Annotated in this window: 18 protein-coding genes; 11 read left to right on the forward strand and 7 right to left on the reverse strand. The window is 70.2% G+C overall.

The window, feature by feature from the left end:
• Positions 1-2: 2 nt before the first annotated feature.
• The 3 genes from ACFFGY_RS13715 to ACFFGY_RS13725 are packed head-to-tail and all read left to right on the forward strand — an operon-like array spanning position 3 to position 2,862.
• A complete protein-coding gene (locus tag ACFFGY_RS13715) occupies positions 3-1,013 on the forward strand; it encodes a DMT family transporter (protein ID WP_377045067.1) in 1,011 nt (336 codons plus the stop codon).
• A complete protein-coding gene (locus ACFFGY_RS13720; protein WP_377045068.1) occupies positions 1,010-1,888 on the forward strand; it encodes a DMT family transporter in 879 nt (292 codons plus the stop codon). Before ACFFGY_RS13715 ends, ACFFGY_RS13720 begins: the two co-directional genes overlap by 4 nt.
• On the forward strand, positions 1,885-2,862 hold the full coding sequence (locus ACFFGY_RS13725) for an MBL fold metallo-hydrolase (protein WP_377045069.1): 978 nt from the start codon (positions 1,885-1,887) through the stop codon (positions 2,860-2,862). The genes ACFFGY_RS13720 and ACFFGY_RS13725 overlap by 4 nt, the downstream gene beginning before the upstream one ends.
• A gap of 65 nt (positions 2,863-2,927) precedes the next feature.
• Here ACFFGY_RS13725 and ACFFGY_RS13730 read toward each other — a convergent pair whose 3' ends face one another.
• The 4 genes from ACFFGY_RS13730 to ACFFGY_RS13745 all read right to left on the reverse strand — a co-directional run bounded on the left by ACFFGY_RS13730 (position 2,928) and on the right by ACFFGY_RS13745 (position 6,766).
• Positions 2,928-4,169, reverse strand: a complete 1,242-nt coding sequence (locus tag ACFFGY_RS13730; protein ID WP_377045070.1) for a pyridoxal phosphate-dependent aminotransferase — start codon at positions 4,167-4,169, stop codon at positions 2,928-2,930.
• A gap of 83 nt (positions 4,170-4,252) precedes the next feature.
• On the reverse strand, positions 4,253-5,086 hold the full coding sequence (fghA, locus tag ACFFGY_RS13735; protein ID WP_377045071.1) for an S-formylglutathione hydrolase: 834 nt from the start codon (positions 5,084-5,086) through the stop codon (positions 4,253-4,255).
• The gene (locus ACFFGY_RS13740) at positions 5,086-6,249 is read right to left on the reverse strand and encodes an S-(hydroxymethyl)glutathione dehydrogenase/class III alcohol dehydrogenase (RefSeq protein WP_377045072.1); all 1,164 of its coding nucleotides are present in this window, start codon (positions 6,247-6,249) and stop codon (positions 5,086-5,088) included. The genes fghA and ACFFGY_RS13740 overlap by 1 nt, the downstream gene beginning before the upstream one ends.
• A gap of 13 nt (positions 6,250-6,262) precedes the next feature.
• Positions 6,263-6,766: an NUDIX domain-containing protein gene (locus ACFFGY_RS13745; RefSeq protein WP_377045073.1), complete on the reverse strand. Its 504-nt coding sequence runs from the start codon at positions 6,764-6,766 to the stop codon at positions 6,263-6,265.
• A gap of 301 nt (positions 6,767-7,067) precedes the next feature.
• Between ACFFGY_RS13745 and ACFFGY_RS13750 the strand changes: the two genes are divergently transcribed.
• The 8 genes from ACFFGY_RS13750 (at position 7,068) to ACFFGY_RS13785 (ending at position 13,589) form a co-directional block, all read left to right on the forward strand.
• The gene (locus ACFFGY_RS13750; protein WP_377045074.1) at positions 7,068-7,526 is read left to right on the forward strand and encodes an SUF system Fe-S cluster assembly regulator; all 459 of its coding nucleotides are present in this window, start codon (positions 7,068-7,070) and stop codon (positions 7,524-7,526) included.
• Positions 7,527-7,536: 10 nt separating this feature from the next.
• Entirely contained in the window at positions 7,537-9,003 is a 1,467-nt protein-coding gene (sufB, locus tag ACFFGY_RS13755; RefSeq protein ID WP_377045075.1) for a Fe-S cluster assembly protein SufB, read from the forward strand.
• Positions 9,004-9,039: 36 nt separating this feature from the next.
• A complete protein-coding gene (sufC, locus tag ACFFGY_RS13760; RefSeq protein ID WP_377045076.1) occupies positions 9,040-9,789 on the forward strand; it encodes a Fe-S cluster assembly ATPase SufC in 750 nt (249 codons plus the stop codon).
• Complete coding sequence (sufD, locus tag ACFFGY_RS13765) at positions 9,786-11,096, forward strand: Fe-S cluster assembly protein SufD (RefSeq protein ID WP_377045077.1); 1,311 nt, start codon at positions 9,786-9,788, stop codon at positions 11,094-11,096. Before sufC ends, sufD begins: the two co-directional genes overlap by 4 nt.
• A gap of 4 nt (positions 11,097-11,100) precedes the next feature.
• Positions 11,101-12,348 (forward strand): aminotransferase class V-fold PLP-dependent enzyme, encoded by a 1,248-nt coding sequence (locus tag ACFFGY_RS13770; RefSeq protein WP_377045078.1) that lies wholly within the window; start codon positions 11,101-11,103, stop codon positions 12,346-12,348.
• A complete protein-coding gene (gene sufU, locus ACFFGY_RS13775; RefSeq protein ID WP_377045079.1) occupies positions 12,348-12,812 on the forward strand; it encodes a Fe-S cluster assembly sulfur transfer protein SufU in 465 nt (154 codons plus the stop codon). Before ACFFGY_RS13770 ends, sufU begins: the two co-directional genes overlap by 1 nt.
• Entirely contained in the window at positions 12,784-13,176 is a 393-nt protein-coding gene (locus tag ACFFGY_RS13780; protein WP_377045080.1) for an SUF system Fe-S cluster assembly protein, read from the forward strand. Before sufU ends, ACFFGY_RS13780 begins: the two co-directional genes overlap by 29 nt.
• A gap of 95 nt (positions 13,177-13,271) precedes the next feature.
• Positions 13,272-13,589: a HesB/IscA family protein gene (locus tag ACFFGY_RS13785; protein ID WP_377045234.1), complete on the forward strand. Its 318-nt coding sequence runs from the start codon at positions 13,272-13,274 to the stop codon at positions 13,587-13,589.
• A gap of 39 nt (positions 13,590-13,628) precedes the next feature.
• Here ACFFGY_RS13785 and ACFFGY_RS13790 read toward each other — a convergent pair whose 3' ends face one another.
• The 3 genes from ACFFGY_RS13790 to ACFFGY_RS13800 all read right to left on the reverse strand — a co-directional run bounded on the left by ACFFGY_RS13790 (position 13,629) and on the right by ACFFGY_RS13800 (position 18,143).
• Positions 13,629-14,525 (reverse strand): MBL fold metallo-hydrolase, encoded by an 897-nt coding sequence (locus ACFFGY_RS13790; protein WP_377045081.1) that lies wholly within the window; start codon positions 14,523-14,525, stop codon positions 13,629-13,631.
• A gap of 70 nt (positions 14,526-14,595) precedes the next feature.
• Complete coding sequence (locus ACFFGY_RS13795; protein ID WP_377045082.1) at positions 14,596-15,864, reverse strand: class I SAM-dependent RNA methyltransferase; 1,269 nt, start codon at positions 15,862-15,864, stop codon at positions 14,596-14,598.
• A gap of 101 nt (positions 15,865-15,965) precedes the next feature.
• A complete protein-coding gene (locus ACFFGY_RS13800) occupies positions 15,966-18,143 on the reverse strand; it encodes a DEAD/DEAH box helicase (protein WP_408905888.1) in 2,178 nt (725 codons plus the stop codon).
• Between the last annotated feature and the right edge of the window lie 125 nt (positions 18,144-18,268).

The following is an 18,268-nucleotide window of genomic DNA, read 5'->3' on the forward strand; positions in this document are numbered from 1 at the left end:
CCTTGACCGAAACTGCGCCCAGCACCGCCAACCGGCTGGACAACACCGTCAAGGCCATCGGCCTCGTCACCCTGTCCTACCTTCTCAACACCTTTTCCGACGCCGCGTTGAAGTGGGTCCTGCCGGAGGTCGGCAGCGCCGGGGCGATGTTCTGGCGCGGCTGCTTCGGGGCGCTGTCGGTGCTGCTGCTGGGCCAGTCGTGGCGCCGGGGGGCGCTGGCCACGCTGCGCCCGCACAATGGCTGGCTTCTGTTCGGGCGCGGCGCCTTCAACTGCCTGGTGTCGCTGCTCTACTACGTGGCCTGGACCCGCGGCATGTCGCTGGTGGACACCTACGTGGTGGCGGCCACCACGCCGCTGATCCTGACCGTCATGGCGGTGCCGCTGCTGGGCGAGAAGGTCGGCTGGCGGCGCTGGACCAGCACCACGGTCGGCCTGGCGGGCGTCCTGTTCATGCTCCAGCCCGGCGGTGCGCTGTGGCGGCCGGAGTCGCTGCTGATGCTGCTGGCGGTGACGCTGCTGGCGGTCACCCGCATCTGGACGCGCATGCTGGCGCGCACCGACCGGCCGGAATCCATCGCCTTCTGGCTGATGGTGGCGCAGATCCTGGGCGGCATCGCGAGCTACCCCTTCTTTCCGGCCGAGCACTTCATCCCGCGCCCGACCACGCTGCTGCTGCTGGCAATGTGCAGCATGTTCTACGGCTTCATGCACTTCACCATCGCCCGCGCCTACGCCATGGCGCCGGTCAGCGTGCTGGCGCCGATCGAGTATTCGCCGATCCTGTGGGGCCTTGGCCTGGGCCTCGCGATCTGGGGAGAGCTGCCGAGCTGGACCACGATCATCGGCGCCGTGGTGGTGATCGCGGCCGGGCTGTTTAACCTCCACCGCGAGCGCGTCCGCCTCAACAGCCAGCGCATCGCCAGCGAGGCCCTGGCCATGCCCGGCCCCGCCACCCCGCCGCGGCCGGTGACGACGCCGCTGCCGCCCCCGGCGCGGGCCCGCGCCTCGTGAGGCACGATCTCCGGCGCGGCGCGACGCTGATCGTGGCCGCGGGCCTGGTCTTCGCGTTGATGAACGCGCTGATCAAGCATCTCAGCCGCGACCTGCCAACGGCGGAACTGCTGTTCTTCCGCAACCTGTTCTCGTTGCCGATGGTGCTGCTGATCGCGTCGCGCCGCGGCGTGATCCTGCGCACCAAGCGCTTCGGCGGCCACGTGATGCGCGCCACCACGGGTCTGCTCGGGATGTCGATGTCCTTCGCGGCGCTGAACTACCTCCCGCTCGCGGAGCAGCAGGTGCTGAGCTACACGCAGCCGCTGTTCATCACGGTGCTGGCCATCCCCTTCCTGGGCGAGCATCCGGGCTTTCAGCGCTGGGCCGCGGTGGTGGTGGGCTTTGCCGGCGTGATCATCGTGGCGCTGAACCAGGGGCTGCTCGGCGGCAGCGGTTCCGGCGCGCCGCCTTGGGCCTACGGCATGGCGGTGGCACAGGGCCTCATCTCGGCGCTCTCGACGCTGCAGATCCGCCAGCTCTCGGCCACCGAGGCCAGCACCACCATCACGCTGTGGCAGGCGATCCTGATGACGGCGATCCTGTTCTTCGTGCTGCCCTTCGTGTGGGTGACGCCGGGCTGGACGCATTTTGCGCTGCTGGTGCTGCTGGGCACCATGGGCGGGCTCGGGCAGGTGCTGCAGACCGAGGCCTTCGCCTCGGCACAGGTTTCGGCGCTGGGGCCCTATACCTACTGCAGCCTGATCTGGGCGACCGCGGTGGGCTGGCTGCTGTTCGGCGACGCGCCGAGCCTGGCGATGATGGCGGGTGCGGTGCTGATCGTGGGTGCCGGCCTCGCGATCCTGCCGGGCGAGATGCGGCGCAAGGCATCATGAGCAAACCCTCGCCGACCCCGCGCCCGGGCCTGTCCATGCCGGCGGACCGGGATGGCGAGGCCGCCCGGCCGGCCCGGCGCGAGGCTGCCGCGCCCCGGTCTGACGACGCGCCACCGGCCTTTCGGCGCGAGGACCACGCACGGCCAGGGGTGGCGGAAGACGTCGCGCCAGGCATTCGGCGCCTGCTCTGCCCGAACCCCGGGCCGCTGACCTTTACCGGCACCAACACCTGGCTCCTGGGACAGAGCGAAGTCACGCTGATCGACCCCGGCCCCGACCTGCCGGAGCATCGCGAGGCCATCCTCGGCGCCGCCGGGGCAGGGCGGATCGTGCGCATCCTGGTGACGCACACGCATCTCGACCATTCCGCCGGGGCGCCCGCGCTGCAACGACTGACCGGCGCCCCGGTGTCGGGATTCGGCGCGCACGGGCCGCTGGTGGGACCGGGCGCCGACACGCGCTTCCGGCCGGATGTCGTCCTCCCCGACGAGGCGACCGTGCCGACCGAGGCCGGGCTGCTGCGGGCGCTGCACACCCCGGGCCACTGCCCGACGCACCTCTGCTTCGCGCTGGAGGGCACCGGCATCCTGTTCAGCGGCGATCACGTCATGGCCTGGTCCACCACCGCGGTGACCCCGCCCGACGGCAGCATGGCGGACTATATGCGCTCGCTGGCGCGGATCGCCGCGCGGGATGACCGGCTGCTGCTGCCGGGGCATGGACCGGTGCTGGAGGAACCCGCCCCCTTTCTCGCCGCGCTGCGCCGGCACCGGGAAGAGCGCGAGGCCGCGATCCTCCGGGCGCTGGACGGCGCAGCGCCGATGACGGCCGCGGAACTGGTTCCGCTGATCTACGGTGTGGCGCTCGATCCCCGCCTCGCCGCCGGGGCGGCCGGCAGCGTGCTGGCCCACCTCATCAAGCTGGCTGGCGAAGGGCGGATCACGGCGTCGCCGGAAGGCTACCGCCGCCGCTGAGGCGCGCGATGCGGCACGAGCCCGGCGCGGGCGGCGCCGGGGTTTGTCGTTCCGTCAGCCGGCCGTCAGCGCGACGCGCGGCGCTCGAAGAAGGTGTTCAGCCGCGCCATGGCCTCGCGCGCCAGTTCCGGCGACACGGCGAAGCACAGGCGGAAGCAACCTTCGCCGGCCTCGCCGAAGGCGGTGCCCGGCGCCACGCCGACCTTGGCCTCGCGCAGGATGCGCCGCGCCAGGTCGCGCGCGTGCGGCTCGCCCTCGACCTTCACGAACAGGTAGAAGGCGCCCTCCGGCACGCTCAGCGTCACGCCCGGCAGGCGCGACAGCCCATCCACGAAGATCTGCCGGCTCTCGGCGCAGCGGCCGACCATGGTGCGGATGAAGCCGTCGCCCTGTTCCAGCGCCACCACCGCCGCGTGCTGGATAAAGGTCGGGATCGAGGTGGTGTTGTACTGGTTCAGCTTGGCAAAGACCGGCCCCAGCCCTTCAGGGTAGATCACCCAGCCGGCGCGCCAGCCGGTCATCGCCCAGTTCTTGCTGAACGTGTTGGTCACCAGCAGCCGGTCTCCGGGCGTGCAGACCTCCAGGAAGGAGGGCGCGATGGCATTGCCGTAGGTGAAGTGGTTGTACACCTCGTCCGACAGGATCCAGAGGTTCCGCTCGCGCGCGAACTCCGCCAGCCGCCGCATGTCCTCGCGCGGCATCACCCAGCCCGTGGGGTTGGAGGGCGAGTTGATGACGATGACCCTGGTGCGCTCCGTCACCGCGTCGAAGATGTCTTCCAGCCGCAACACGAAGTCGCCGGCCGCGTCGCGGCGCAGCGCCACGGGCACCAGCACGCCGCCGCAGATATGCGCGGCCTCGCCGAGGTTGGGCCAGGCGGGGGAGGGATGGATCACCTCGTCGCCCGGCTCCAGCACCGCCTGGAAGGCCTGCATCACCGCGTTCATGCCACCCGAAGTGATCGAGAAGCGCGACGGCGCGACCTCCACGTCCCAGTGGCGGCGATGGTAGTCGGACAGCGCTTCCCGCAGCTTCGGCAGGCCCAGGGAATAGGTGTAGCGCGTCTGGCCCGCGCGCATCGCGGCGTAGGCGGCTTCCACCACCGGCTCCGGACTGGCGAGGTCGCCTTCGCCGATCCACAGCTTGATGACGTCGGGGTCTTCGCGCGCGAGGTCGGCGATCTCGGCAATCTGGCTGGAGCCGAGGTCCTTGATGCGTTGGGGCAGCTCAAAGGCGACGGCGGGGTCGGCCGGGGCAGGGGCGGCGCCGTCGGTCACGGCCCGTGAAGTGTCCTGGGTGATGCTCATGCCTCGGTTGCCCTTGCGCGATCTGCCCCGGACCCTACCGGCGCCCGCCCGGCCTGACTACCGGAGGGCGCCGGGAATCGCGTTCAGCGCGCGAGTCGCTCGGCGTGCCAGCGCAGGTGGTCGGCCACGAAGCTCGCCACGAAAAAGTAGGAATGGTCGTAGGCGTCCTGCATCCGCAACTGCAGCGGGATGCCGGCCGCCTCGCAGGCCTCGCGCAGCAGCTGCGGCTTGAGCTGCCCGTCGAGGAACTGGTCCGCCGTGCCCTGGTCCACCAGGATTTCGGCCACCCGCGCGCCGTCGGCGATCAGCGTGGCGGCGTCGTGCGCCCGCCACGCCGCCCGGTCTGCGCCGAGATAGGCCGCCAGCGCCTTCTCGCCCCAGGGGCAGCGCGTGGGCGAGGAGATCGGCGCGAAGGCGGAAACCGAGCGATAGCGGCCGGGATGTCGCAGCGCCAGCGTCAGTGCCCCGTGGCCGCCCATGGAATGGCCGGTGATCCCCTGCCGCGCCATGTCGGCCGGCAGGTTCGCCGCCACGACCCCCGGCAGCTCACCGGTGATCCACTGCTCCATCCGGAAATGCGGCGCCCAGGGCGCCTCGGTGGCGTCGAGGTAGAAGCCTGCGCCCTGGCCCAGGTCGTAGGCCGGATCATCCGCCACGCCCTCGCCACGGGGCGAGGTGTCGGGCGCCACCAGCATCAGGCCGAGCTCGGCCGCGACGCGTTGCGCCCCGGCCTTCTCGGTGAAGTTGGCCTCGGTGCAGGTCAGGCCCGCCAGGAACCACAGCACCGGCACCGGGCCGCGCGAGGCCGCCGGCGGCACGAACACCGCGAAGCGCATCGCGGTGCCGGTCGCCTCGCTCGCGTGGCGGCAAACCAGCTGCTCGCCACCGAAGGAGCGGGTGCGGGAGACGACCTCCATCAGTACACGATCACGGAGCGGATCGACTTGCCCTCGTGCATCAGGTCGAAGGCGTGGTTGATCTCTTCGAGCGGCATGGTGTGGGTGATCAGGCTGTCGATCTCGATCTTGCCCTGCATGTACCAATCCACGATCTTCGGCACGTCGGTGCGACCGCGCGCGCCGCCGAAGGCCGAGCCCTTCCACACGCGGCCCGTCACCAGCTGGAAGGGACGGGTGGAGATTTCCTTGCCCGCCTCGGCCACGCCGATGATGATGCTCTCGCCCCAGCCGCGGTGGCAGCATTCCAGCGCCTGGCGCATCACCTCCGTGTTGCCGGTGCAGTCGAAAGAGAAGTCCGCGCCGCCGCCGGTGATGTCCAGGATGGCCTGCACCACCTTGTCGTTCCCGACCTCGCGCGGGTTGATGAAGTCGGTCATGCCGAAGCGCTGCGCCATCTCGCGCTTGGACGGATTGATGTCCACGCCGACGATCTTGTCGGCGCCCACCATGCGCGCGCCCTGAATGACGTTCAGCCCGATGCCGCCCAGGCCGAACACCACCACGTTGGCGCCGGGCCAGACCTTGGCGGTGTTGATCACCGCGCCGATGCCCGTGGTCACGCCGCAGCCGATGTAGCAGATCTTGTCGAAGGGCGCGTCCTCGCGGACCTTGGCCACCGCGATCTCGGGCAGCACCGTGAAGTTCGCGAAGGTTGAGCAGCCCATGTAGTGGAACACGGTGTCGCCGCTGGCCTGGCTGCGCACTGGCGCGGCGCCGGTGGGTTCGCCCAGGACGGGGGAGCAGTGGAAGCGCGAGGTGCCGTCGGGCATCACGCCCTGGCCCTGGGTGGAGCGGATCGCGGTGCAGAGGTTGGTGCGCTGCGACAGGCAGGACTTACAGTTGCGGCATTCGGGCGTGTAGAGCGGGATCACGTGGTCGCCGACCTTCACGCTGGTCACGCCCGCGCCGATCTCGCGCACGATGCCGGCGCCTTCGTGCCCCAGGATCGCCGGGAACTTGCCCTCCGAATCCGCGCCTGAGAGGGTGTAGGCATCGGTGTGGCAGACGCCGGTGGCCATGATCTCCACCAGCACCTCGCCGGGCTTGGGGCCCTCGACGCGAACTGTCTCGATCGTCAGCGGCTTGCCGGCGGCCCAGGCCACCGCGGCGCGTGTTTCCATCGCTCGTTCTCCTTCAGCTCGGCACCGTGAAGCAGGCCGGCGGCGGCCAGCCTCCCTGGGCGAGCAGCATCATGGCGTCGCGGAATGCCGATAGCACCCGCGCGGTGATCGGCGCGACCGTCGCACCGGTCACGTCCGCCGGATACCAGCCGACATCTTCCAGTTCGGCGCTGTCGCGGACCTCCCCCTGCGCCGCGCAGGCCGGGGCGGCGAAGAAGCGTGCGTCGAAGCGCACGGGCGACCAGGACGGCGTCACGGCGCGTCCCAGGTAGCGCAGGCTCGAAAGATCCGGATGAAACACCTCTGACATGTCAGGGCAGCCGAGGGTGAGACCGGTTTCCTCGAACAACTCCCGCGCAGCGGCGACCGCGAGAGCCCGCGGCAGATCGCCGACACGGCCGGAGGAGCCATGTCCGGTCAGCAGGGCAGCCACTTCCGGTCGAAGACCGGCGGCCACTGCCGCGACGTGGTCGCCGTCATCAACTCTGCCACCCGGAAACACGAGGTAGCCGGGCATGAACCGGTGTCCAGCGCTCCGTCGGCCCATGAGTACCTGCAGCGCGTCCCGATGCCGGCGCCAAAGGATCAGGCTCGCGGCCGGCCGGGGCGCCACGGGAGGGCGAGGGCGATCACGGTGCTCGGAACAGGGTGCATCCATCGGCTGCGAAGGTTCTCACCGGCCCGGCAGGAGGTCAAAGCCTGCGGTTGCGAGTGGTTTGCAAGTCATTGACGCGGCTTGACAAAAGCGGCCGCCGACCGCATCTGCCGCATACCGGACTTTTCTGGTCCAGTTTCAACCAACCTCCGAGGAGAGCGACGTGCTTCGGCTGTCGAAACTCACGGACTACGCCGTCGTGGTCCTCGCCCGGCTCGGTCGGGAACAAGGTCTGTGCACCGCGCCGGACCTCGCCGCCGCCACCGGCGTCGCCGAGCCGACGGTCGCCAAGGTGCTCAAGAACCTGGGCCAGGCCGGCCTGGTGGAGGGCGTGCGGGGCTCGCGCGGTGGATACCGCCTGGCCCGCCCCCTCCATGAGGTTGCGCTGTCGCAGGTCATCGTCGCCGTGGACGGGCCGATCGCGCTCACGGCCTGCGTGGACGGTGCGTCCGGCAGTTGCGAGGCCGAGGCGCTCTGCCCGGTGCGCGGCCGCTGGGACCCCGTCAACGACGCGATCCGCAACGCGCTGGCGGCCGTGACCGTGGCCGACCTCGCCAACCCCATTTCCTGTTCATCCCATCGCCCGCGCCCGGCCGAGCCGGTGGCGCTGGCGGCCGAGTAAGGACACGCGCATGCCCGCCGTCGCCGAGACGATCGATGCTGTCGAGTCCGTCACCCAGTCCACCTACAAGTGGGGCTTCGAGACGGATATCGAGATGGACATGGCCCCCCGGGGCCTGAACGAGGACATCGTTCGTTTCATCTCCGCCAAGAAGGAGGAGCCGGAGTGGCTGCTCGCCTGGCGCCTGAAGGCTTTCGCCGCCTGGCAGAAGATGGTCGAGCCTGAGTGGGCCAAGGTCGTCTACCCGCCGATCGACTACCAGGACGCGCACTACTACGCCGCCCCGAAGCAGAAGGCCGGTCCGAAGTCCCTCGATGAGGTCGACCCGGAGCTGCTGAAGACCTACGCCAAGCTCGGCATCCCCATCCGCGAGCAGGAGCTGCTGGCCGGCGTCGAGCCGACGGTGGCCGTGGATGCCGTGTTCGACAGCGTGTCGGTGGCCACCACCTTCAAGGGCCGGCTGGAGAAGGAGGGCATCATCTTCTGCTCCATCTCCGAGGCGGTGCGCGAGCACGGCGACCTCGTGCGCGAGTACCTGGGCTCGGTGGTGCCGGCGGGCGACAACTACTTCGCCGCGCTGAACAGCGCCGTCTTCACCGACGGGTCTTTCGTGTACATCCCCAAGGGCGTCCGCTGCCCGATGGACCTGAGCACCTATTTCCGCATCAACGCCAAGAGCACGGGCCAGTTCGAGCGCACGCTGATCATCGCCGAGGAAGGCGCCACCGTGTCCTACCTCGAGGGCTGCACGGCGCCGCAGCGCGATGAGAACCAGCTGCACGCCGCGGTGGTGGAGCTGGTCGCGCACACGGATGCGACCATCAAGTACTCCACGGTGCAGAACTGGTACCCGGGCGATGAGAACGGGCAGGGCGGCATCTACAACTTCGTCACCAAGCGCGCGGCCTGCCGCGGCGCCCGGTCGAAGGTGAGCTGGACGCAGGTCGAGACGGGCTCCGCCATCACCTGGAAGTACCCGAGCTGCATCCTGCAGGGCGACGACTCGGTGGGCGAGTTCTACTCGGTGGCGATCACCAACAACCACCAGCAGGCCGACACCGGCACCAAGATGATCCACCTGGGTGCCAACACCAAGTCGACCATCGTCGCCAAGACGATCAGCGCCGGCAAGTCGGACAGCACCTATCGTGGCCTGGTGAAGATCAGCCCGAAGGCCAAGAACGCCCGCAACTTCACGCAGTGCGACAGCCTGCTGATCGGGGATCAGTGCGGCGCCCACACGGTGCCCTACATCGAGAACCGCTGCATGTCGGCCAAGGTGGAGCACGAGGCCACGACCTCGCGCATCGCCGAGGACCAGCTGTTCTATTGCCGGCAGCGCGGGCTGTCGCAGGAAGACGCGGTCGGCCTGATCGTGAACGGCTTCTGCCGCGAGGTGCTGCAGGAGCTGCCGATGGAATTCGCTGTGGAGGCGCAGAAGCTCCTCCAGATCAGCCTGGAAGGGAGTGTCGGCTGACCGTCGCGGTCAGCCGTCGAGAGGTGCGCTAGAACGATGTTGAAGATTCAGGGACTGACCGCCGAGATCGACGGCAAGGAGATCCTTCGCGGGATCGACCTCGAGGTGCCGACGGGCGAGGTCCACGCCATCATGGGCCCGAACGGTTCGGGCAAGTCGACGCTGAGCTACGTGCTGTCGGGCCGCGAAGGCTACGAGGTCACCGGCGGCACCGCCACCTTCGACGGCCGCGACCTGCTGGAGATGGAGCCCGAGGAGCGCGCCGCCGCCGGCCTGTTCCTGGCCTTCCAGTACCCGGTGGAGCTGCCGGGCGTGGGTAACGCCAACTTCCTGCGCACGGCGCTGAACGCGATCCGCCGCACCCGCGGCGAGAGCGAGTACGACGCCATGCAGTTCCTCAAGCTGGCTCGCGAGCGCATGCGCGCCCTGTCCATGCCCGAGGACATGCTCAAGCGCGGCGTCAACGTCGGCTTCTCGGGCGGCGAGAAGAAGCGCAACGAGGTGCTGCAGATGGCCCTGTTGCAGCCCAAGATCGCCATCCTGGACGAGACCGACAGCGGCCTCGACATCGACGCGCTGAAGATCGTGGCCGATGGCGTGAACGCCCAGCGCGGCCCGAACTTCTCGTCGCTGGTGATCACCCACTACCAGCGCCTGCTGGACTACATCGTGCCCGACCGCGTCCATGTTCTGGCGAACGGCCGCATCATCAAGTCCGGCGGGCCGGAGCTGGCGCACCGCTTGGAGGCCGAGGGCTACGCCACGGTCGTCGAGGAGGCGGCGTGAGCGCCTTTCCGACCCACACGCCCGGCGGCACCAGCTTCCTTCAGCGCTTCGAGGGGCTGAACGACCACCTGCCGGGCGCCGCGATCCCGGCGGTGGCGGCGCTGCGTGCCGAGGCGGCCGAGGTGTTCCGCGCCACCGGCCTGCCGACGCGCCGCGTCGAGGCCTGGCGCTACACCGACCTGTCGCAGCTTTCCCGCGCCGAGTTCCGCGAGGCGCTGCTGGCCGTCGAGGACGCACCCGCCCTGCCGGTGGCCCGCTGCGCCCATCGCGCGGTGTTCCTGGACGGCCGCTTCCGCGCTGAGCTGTCCACCCTGCCCGAAGGTGCCCGCCCCCTGAGCGAGGCGCTGCACGAGGCCGTGGCGCATATGGGCCGCCCCGACTCCGAGCGTCCGCTGGAAGCGCTGAACGCCATGCTGTTCGAGGACGGGCTGGTGCTCGAGCTCGGCGAAGGCGTGGATGGCGGCGAGATCGAGATCCTGTCCGTGGCCACCGGCCCGGCGGCGATGGCTTTCCACCCCCGCCACCAGATCCGTCTGGCGCGCGGCGCGAAGCTGTCGCTGATCGAGACCGCCACCGGACCCGAAGGCAGCCAGCACTTCCACAACCCGGTCTTCGACATCGACGTGGCGGAAGGTGCCAACCTGATCCATGTCCGCGCGCAGCGGGAGCCGGACACGGCATACCACCTCGCGCAGATCAACGTCCGCGTGGCGGGTGGCGGCGTCTACGACGCCTTCGCGCTGAACGCCGGCGGCAAGGTGTCGCGCTGCGAGATCCACCTGATCCTGGCCGGTCCCAAGGCGGAGGCGCACCTGAACGGCGCGCAGCTCGCCTCCGACGGGCAGGTGGCCGACGTGACCACGCTGATCGAGCACAACGAGCCCGACTGCGCCAGCCGGCAGACGGTGAAGACCGTGCTGACCGGCAAGTCGCGCGGCGTGTTCCAGGGCAAGATCCTGGTGCGTCGCCCGGCGCAGAAGACCGACGGCTACCAGATGAACCAGTCGCTGCTGCTCTCCGAGGATGCGGAGATGGACAGCAAGCCGCAGCTGGAAATCTACGCCGACGACGTGAAGTGCTCGCACGGCGCGACCGTGGGCGCCCTGGACCCGGACCAGCTCTTCTACCTGCGCTCGCGCGGTGTGCCGGGCGATCAGGCGCGGGCCATGCTGGTGCGCGCCTTCCTCGATGAGGCCATCGAGATCGTCCGCAGCGACACCGCTCGCGCCGCGCTGGAAGAGGCGATCGCGGTGTGGTGGACGAAGCATGGCGGGCTGAGCCTGCCGCCGGAAGGAGAGGCTGCGTAACACCATGGACGGTTCGGTCGCCCCGGCTGCCTTCGACGTCGCGCGCGTTCGCGAGGATTTCCCGATCCTCGGGCAAACGCGTCGCGGCAAGAAGCTCGTCTTCCTCGACAGCGGTGCTTCGGCCCAGAAGCCGCGCGCCGTGATCGAGGCGATGAAAGGCATGATGGAGGCGGCCTACGCCAACGTCCATCGCGGCGCCTATCACCTGAGCGAGCAGGCGACCGAGGCCTACGAGGCGACGCGCATCTCCGTCGCGCGCTTCATCAACGCGGCGGATGAGCGCGAGATCGTGCTCACCGGCACCGGCTCCACCCAGGCGATCAACCTCGTGGCCCATTCCTTCGGCCGCGGCGTGCTCAAGCCCGGGCAGGCGGTGCTGGTGAGCGAGATGGAGCACCACGCCAACCTCGTGCCCTGGCAGATGCTGCGCGACGACCACGGCACGGAGCTGCGCATCTGCCGCGTCACCGACGAGGGCGAGCTGGACCTGGACGACCTCGAGGCGAAGCTCGCCGACGGCAAGGTCGGGCTGGTCTCGATCGCCCACATGAGCAACGTGCTGGGCACCGTGGTGCCGCTGCGCCGCATCGTCGAGATGGCGCACGCCAAGGGCGCGAAGGTGATGTTCGACGGCTCGCAGGGCGCGGTGCACCGTAAGATCGACGTGCAGGCGATCGGCTGCGACTTCTACGTCTTCACCGCGCACAAGCTGTACGGCCCGACCGGGCTGGGCGTGCTCTATGGCCGGCTCGAGGTGCTGGAGCAGATGCCGCCCTTCATGGGCGGCGGCGACATGATCACCGAGGTTGGGCTGGAGCGCTCCCTCTTCGCGCCGCCGCCGCTGCGCTTCGAGGCCGGCACGCCGCCGATCATCGAGGCCATCGGCCTGACCGCCGCGATCGACTACGTCGAGGCCATCGGCATGGAGCGGATCGAGGCGCATGAGCAGTCGCTGGTGCAGCATGCCATGCGTCGCCTGACCGAGCTCGAGGGCGTGACGCTGCTGGGTCGGGCGAAGGATCGGGGCGGCGTCTTCGCGCTCAGCCTCGACAACGCCCACGCGCACGACATGGCCACGCTGCTCGATCGCGCCGGCATCTGCGTCCGCGCCGGCCGCCACTGTGCTGAGCCGCTGCACCGCCGCTTCGGGGTGGAAAGCACGGTGCGCGCTTCCTTCGGCCTCTACACGACGCACGAGGAAGTGGACTACTTCGCCGACGCCCTGGCTAAGGCACGGGAGTTCTTCGCGTAATGTTCGATGATCTGCGCGACCTCTACCAGGAGGTCATCCTCGACCACGGCCGCAAGCCGCGGAACTTCCGCCGCCTCGACGACGCGGACCGCACGGCGCGCGGCGACAACCCGATGTGCGGCGACCGGATGGAGCTTTGGGTCAAGCTCGACCCCGATGGCCGCGTCGCCGATGCCGCCTTTCAGGGCAAGGGCTGCGCCATCTCCATGGCCAGCGCCTCGCTGATGACGGAAACCGTGCGCGGCAAGACCGCGGCCGAGGCGAAGGAGCTGGGTTCCAAGTTCCGCGACCTCGCCATGACCGGCACCTGCCCCGAATGCGGCGGCGCTCTCGCCGACGACATGGACCGGTTGCAGGTCCTGGGCGGCGTCGCCGAATATCCCAGCCGGGTGAAGTGCGCGACGCTCGCCTGGCACACCCTGAACGCCGCCCTGGATGGCGGCAAGGAGGCGTCGAGTGAGTGATACGCCACCGAACCACGGCAGCTGGACCCCCGACGGCGAGATCCCGCCGCCGGCGCCGGAAGGCATCAGCGAGGACGCCGTTCTCGCGGCGCTGAAGACCGTCTTCGACCCGGAGATCCCCGTCGACATCTACGAGATGGGTCTGATCTACGCGGTGGAGATCGGCGACGACGGCACGGTCAAGGTCGAGATGACGCTGACCACGCCGTCCTGCCCCTCGGCGCAGGAACTGCCCGACATGGTCAACGCCGCCGTCAGCGCCGTGCCCAACGTGACCGACGTGCAGGTGGAAGTCGTCTGGGATCCGCCCTGGGACCAGAGCCGGATGAGCGAGGACGCGCGCCTCGCCCTGAACATGTACTGACGGCGCCCGCCGTCACTGAACCGAGAAGAAAGGTTGCCGCCTTGAGCACGACCACTTCAGCCCCTCCGAAACCGAAGCGCGCCCTGCCGCCGCTGATGTCGCTGTCCGACGCCGCGGCCGAGCGCCTGCGTGGCCTCTACGAGCGCGGCGAGAACGGCAAGTACCTGCGCATCGCCGTCAGCACCAAGGGTTGCTCCGGCATGGCCTACGACCTCAGCTGGGCCGACGAGCCCGGCCTGGGCGACGAGGTCGTGACCGACAAGGGCGTCACCGTGCTGGTGGACCGCAAGGCGACGCTGTTCCTGATCGGCACGACCATGGATTACGAGGTCAAGCAGATGTCGGCGGGCTTCACCTTCGTGAACCCGAACGAGAAGGGTCGCTGCGGCTGCGGCGAAAGCTTCCACGTCTGAGAGCATCCCGCCCCCGCGCAAACGAGGGCGGTTGCGGGCTTACTTCCCTTCGGCGGACCAGACGACGGGCGTCATGCGATACCCGTCGGCGGTCTTGGCGACATGGCCCAGAGCCGGGAAGGGCCAGTGGAAGGCGGCGACGAGCAGCCTGTCCGCCGCCGCCTGATCGAGCACGCTGCGGCGCGTCGCCACCGCCTGATCACCGTTCGAGTCGAACACCAGCTGCCAGGTCGGGTGCACCAGGAACAGCTCCGGCCGGTTGGTGACGTCGCCCAGGATCAGCAGGGTTTCGCCGCCATCCTCCACCAGGAAGGAGGTGTGGCCCGGCGTATGGCCATGCGTCGGCACCGAACGGATGCCGGGCAGCACTTCCTCGCCCGGGGTGAACAGCGTCATCCGGCCCTCGTAGGGGGCGAAGCGCCGGCGGGCATTGTCGAAGCCGCCGCGCGCGTCTTCCGGCGCCTTGCGGGCCTCCTCCTCGCTCAGCCAGTAATCCGCTTCCGGCTTCGGCACGTGCAGCTGCGCGCGCGGGTAGAGCGCCCGGCCCTCGCCATCCGTCAGGCCCGAGCAGTGGTCCACATGGAGGTGCGTGAACACGATGTGCGCCACGTCCTCGGGCCCGTAGCCCGCCGCGCGCAGGTTGGCGGCGAGCTTGCCGGAGTTCGGCCCGAAATTGCCGCCCGTGCCGATGTCGAAGGCGATGAGGCCCTGCGGCGTCTCAAGGAAGGGCACGGTGAACAGCAGGTCGAGATGGTTTTCCGGCAGGAAGGCCTCGCGCAGCGCGGCGTGAACCTCCTCCTCGCCGGCATTGCGGATGAGCTCGGCGGGCGAGCCGGGCTTGCGGAAGAAACCGTCATTCACGGTCAGGGCCCGGAGGTTGCCGAGCTGGAAGCGGTAGAAGCCCGGCGCCTGGGCGGCGTTGTCAGCTGAAGCCATAGGTTTGCGTTCCCGTCGGTGACTGGCTTCGACTTAAGCCACTCGCCGCCGGGCTCAACCCCGCCGCCGGTTAAGCCTGTGCAAAGGTCACCACGGCCTCGAGGTGCGGCGACCACAGGAACTGGTCCACCGGCGTCGCGGCCTCGACCCGCCAGTTCGCCTTGCGCAGCAACGCCGCGTCGCGCGCCAGGGCGGCCGGGTTGCACGACACGTAGATCACGCGGCGGAGCTTGGAGCGGGCGATCAGCGCCATCTGTTCCGCGGCACCGTTGAAGGGCGGGTCCAGCACCACCGTGGCATAACTCGCGAGTTCCGGCAGCAGCAGCGGCTGCCGCGCGAGGTCGCGTCGCTTCGCCGTGACGCGGGCTCCGGCGGCGTTGGCCCCGGCGCTCAGCGCCGCCACGGCCGCGGCCTCGCCCTCGAAGGCCTCCACCCGGACGTGGCGCGACAGGGGCAGACTGATCGTGCCGACGCCGGCGTAAAGATCCGCCACGCGCGCCTTGGCCGGCAGCTTGCGCGGCAGCCCCGCGATCACGGCGGCCACGATGGCGGCCTCGCCCTCCGGCGCCGCCTGCAGGAAGGCACCCGGCGCGGGCGCCACGGTCGCGTCGCCGAGGCGCAGGCCGACCGTGCCGGTCTGCGCCCCCATCTCCGGCACGTCCTGCCCCTTGGCCCAGGCGATGCGGCGGACGCCGTGCTCCGCCGCGAAAGCCGCCAGCAGCTGCCGGTCCCCGGGTGTCAGCGCGTCGTCGGTGCGCAGCAGCAGGTCCGGCCCGCTGTCGAGCAGGTTGATCAGCGCCGAGCCTTCGCGCCGGAAGCCCCGCAGCTTCGCGACCAGGGTGCGCAGCGGCTCCAGCAGAGCGAAGATCGTGGGATGGAGGACGTGGCATTCCCGCATGTCCACGACCCGGGCGTCGCCGCGGGCGTGGAAGCCGATCGCCACGCCATCCGCCACCTGCCGGATCGCCAGGTCGGCCCGGCGTCGTGTGCGCGGCGGGCAGGGGGCGCACTCGCCCACCGGCGCATCCGCGAAGCCGGCGCGCTCCAGCGCTTCCACGAGGCGCCGGCGCTTCCAGGCGCGGTACGGCGCCTCGGCCCAGTGCTGCAGGGCGCAGCCGCCGCAGATGCCGAAGTGCCGGCAGGGCGGTGCGACGCGGTCCGGACCGGGCTGCAGCACCGCCTCGGCTTCCGCCAGCACCACCTCGCCGCGCCGCCCGGTCTCGCGCGCCGTGACGCGCTCGCCGGGCAGGGTGAAGGGCAGGGCGACGGTCCGGCCGTCGCCCAAAGTGGCAATCCCGTCGCCGGCAGAGCCGACGGCGGTGACCTCAACTTCCAGCATGTCGTTCATCTTGGGCGTGGAACAGGAAGGCCGGATGCCGGGGCGATGCCCCGACCGGCTTCCCCGGCTCGGCACCGGAGTGCCAGGCCGGGGGTTGCCATTCAGGCCGCTTCCGCCTCGGTGGAGGCTTCGGCCGCGTCGTCGTGGCGGCGCGGGCGAGGGATCGGGATCAGCATGAAGGCGGGAACGCTGTCGCCGAAGCCGCGCACCGGCGGGCCCAGGTCGTCGCGGTCGCGCCGGTCGTCACGGCGATACGGGCGGTCGTCCCGCCCGCGGTACTCGCGCGGGGCCTCCTGGCGCTCGTGCCGCGGGGCTTCGGAGTCCCGGCGGCCGCGGCCGCGCTCCTCATGCGAACCACGCTCCTCGTCGCGCGCGCGATCCTCGCCACGCGGGCGCTCCTCGGCGCGCGGACGCTCATCTTCCCGCCGGCCGGCGCCGCGGCCACGGTTGTTATCGCGCCCGCGCTCGTCACGGCGGCCACGGCCGCCGCGCGAGGGACGTTCCGCCGCCTCGGCCAGGGTGTCCGGATCAACGCTGTCCAGACCTTCCAGCGTCATGCGCGGGATGGGCTTGCCGGTCAGCTTCTCCACCGCGCCCAGCAGCTTCATGTCGTCGGGCGTGCAGAGCGTGTAGGCATGGCCCTCGCGACCGGCACGGCCGGTGCGGCCGATGCGGTGCACGTAGTCCTCGGCGTGGAAGGGCACGTCGAAGTTGAAGACGTGGCTCAGGCCGCCGATGTCGATGCCGCGCGCCGCGACGTCGGAGCAGACCAGCAGCTGCAGCTCATCGGCCTTGAACTTGTTCAGCGTGGCGAAGCGCGCCGACTGCTCCATGTCGCCATGGAGGGAGCCCACCGAGAAGCCGTGCTTCTTCAGCGACTTGAACAGCACGTCCACGTCGCGCTTGCGGTTGCAGAAGATCAGCGCGTTCTTGACCTGCTCGCGCCGGACCAGCTGGCGCAGCGCCTCGCGCTTGTCGTGCGGCTGCACCATCAGCACGCCGGTGGTGATCGTGGTGGCCACCGAGGCCGCCCGCGACACCTTGATCTCCTTGGGGTTCTGCAGGAAGGCGTCGGCCAGCTTGCGGATCTCGGGCGCCATGGTGGCCGAGAAGAACAGCGTCTGGCGCAGCGGCGGCAGCATCGACACGATGCGCTCGACATCGGGGATGAACCCCATGTCCAGCATCCGGTCAGCCTCGTCGATCACCAGGATCTTGCAGTCCGCCAGCAGGATGCGGCCGCGGTCGAACAGGTCCAGCAGCCGGCCGGGCGTGGCGATCAGCACGTCGACACCCTGGTTCAGGATCGCCTTCTGCTCGTCCATGCTTTCGCCGCCGATCAGCAGCGCGTGGTTGAGCTTCAGGTGCTTGCCGTACTTCACGAAGTTCTCGGCAACCTGCAGCGCCAGCTCGCGGGTCGGCTCCAGGATGAGGGACCGCGGCATCCGCGCCTTGGCGCGCGAGCCGCTGAGGATGTCCATCATCGGCAGCACGAAGGACGCGGTCTTGCCGGTGCCGGTCTGGGCCACGCCCAGCACATCGCGGCCCATCAGCACGATGGGGATGGCCTGCGCCTGGATCGGGGTCGGCGTGACGTAGCCCGCCTCGGCGATGCCGCGCAGCAGCTCCTCGCCAAGACCCAGAGTGTCGAAGCCCGGCAGCGGCTCGGCCTCTTCCACGGAGGCCTCCGTCGCGAGCACGTCGCCCAGGTCGGCCGCCTCGTCGGTGGCGGACTGCTCCGTGGAAGGCTGGCGCTCGGTCTCGCCCGTAAGTTCAAAGGACACGGCCGCGACGTCGTCGAGGTCGGCTCCCTCCGCCTCGGCGGCCAGCGCGGCCGTGGCCGCTTCGGTGTCGCTCGAAGGCGCGGGCACGGCGGTGTCGGTGGACGCTGTGGCGGCGGCAGCCGAAGCCTCGGTGGAGGGGATGGATGCGGCGGCCTCGGCGTCAGTCGACGGCGCGGGTGCGGCATCCTCGTCCGGCAGCGACCCTGCGCTCTCGCGCGCGAACTCGGCGGTTTCCTCGGCAGAGGCACCCGGCACGGGAGACACGTCTTCCGGCACGATCGGGCCCGGCTCGGTGGCGCCACCCTCAGGCGGCACGTCGGTGTTGGGAACGGCGACGTTCTCGTAGAACTGCGGCGCCGATTCCTCGGTGGTCGCCTCGGCCGGGTTGTCCGGCTGCACCACGTCGCCGGCGGGCACGGCCGGCGAGGGGGTCATCAGGTCATGGCGCTGGTCGGCGGCCAGGGCCGCCTCGTGTTCGTCACGTGGTTCGTTCAAGTTCAGATCGGTCCTGCGGCGCCCGGCATCTGACAGCCGGGCAGTTTGCGCCGCGGCCTTTCCGCGGCTCCTCTGCCGTCCGGGAAGCCCGCCGCGATCGTCGGCCGCGCGAACCCATTACCCAG

It is taken from the genome of Roseomonas elaeocarpi (genome assembly GCF_042433915.1).
GTDB lineage: Bacteria > Pseudomonadota > Alphaproteobacteria > Acetobacterales > Acetobacteraceae > Roseomonas > Roseomonas elaeocarpi.

Excerpts from the sequence above, each read along its gene's own strand:
- sufC (WP_377045076.1), top strand. The coding sequence starts at position 9,040 with ATGTTGAAGATTCAGGGACTGACCGCCGAGATCGACGGCAAGGAGATC.
- fghA (WP_377045071.1), bottom strand. The coding sequence starts at position 5,086 with ATGGAGGTCGTCTCCCGCACCCGCTCCTTCGGTGGCGAGCAGCTGGTT.
- ACFFGY_RS13790 (WP_377045081.1), bottom strand. The coding sequence starts at position 14,525 with ATGGCTTCAGCTGACAACGCCGCCCAGGCGCCGGGCTTCTACCGCTTC.
- ACFFGY_RS13780 (WP_377045080.1), top strand. The coding sequence starts at position 12,784 with ATGGCGGCAAGGAGGCGTCGAGTGAGTGATACGCCACCGAACCACGGC.
- sufB (WP_377045075.1), top strand. The coding sequence starts at position 7,537 with ATGCCCGCCGTCGCCGAGACGATCGATGCTGTCGAGTCCGTCACCCAG.
- ACFFGY_RS13745 (WP_377045073.1), bottom strand. The coding sequence starts at position 6,766 with ATGCCCGGCTACCTCGTGTTTCCGGGTGGCAGAGTTGATGACGGCGAC.
- ACFFGY_RS13730 (WP_377045070.1), bottom strand. The coding sequence starts at position 4,169 with ATGAGCATCACCCAGGACACTTCACGGGCCGTGACCGACGGCGCCGCC.
- ACFFGY_RS13725 (WP_377045069.1), top strand. The coding sequence starts at position 1,885 with ATGAGCAAACCCTCGCCGACCCCGCGCCCGGGCCTGTCCATGCCGGCG.
- ACFFGY_RS13740 (WP_377045072.1), bottom strand. The coding sequence starts at position 6,249 with ATGGAAACACGCGCCGCGGTGGCCTGGGCCGCCGGCAAGCCGCTGACG.
- sufU (WP_377045079.1), top strand. The coding sequence starts at position 12,348 with ATGTTCGATGATCTGCGCGACCTCTACCAGGAGGTCATCCTCGACCAC.
- ACFFGY_RS13770 (WP_377045078.1), top strand. The coding sequence starts at position 11,101 with ATGGACGGTTCGGTCGCCCCGGCTGCCTTCGACGTCGCGCGCGTTCGC.
- ACFFGY_RS13795 (WP_377045082.1), bottom strand. The coding sequence starts at position 15,864 with ATGCTGGAAGTTGAGGTCACCGCCGTCGGCTCTGCCGGCGACGGGATT.
- ACFFGY_RS13785 (WP_377045234.1), top strand. The coding sequence starts at position 13,272 with ATGTCGCTGTCCGACGCCGCGGCCGAGCGCCTGCGTGGCCTCTACGAG.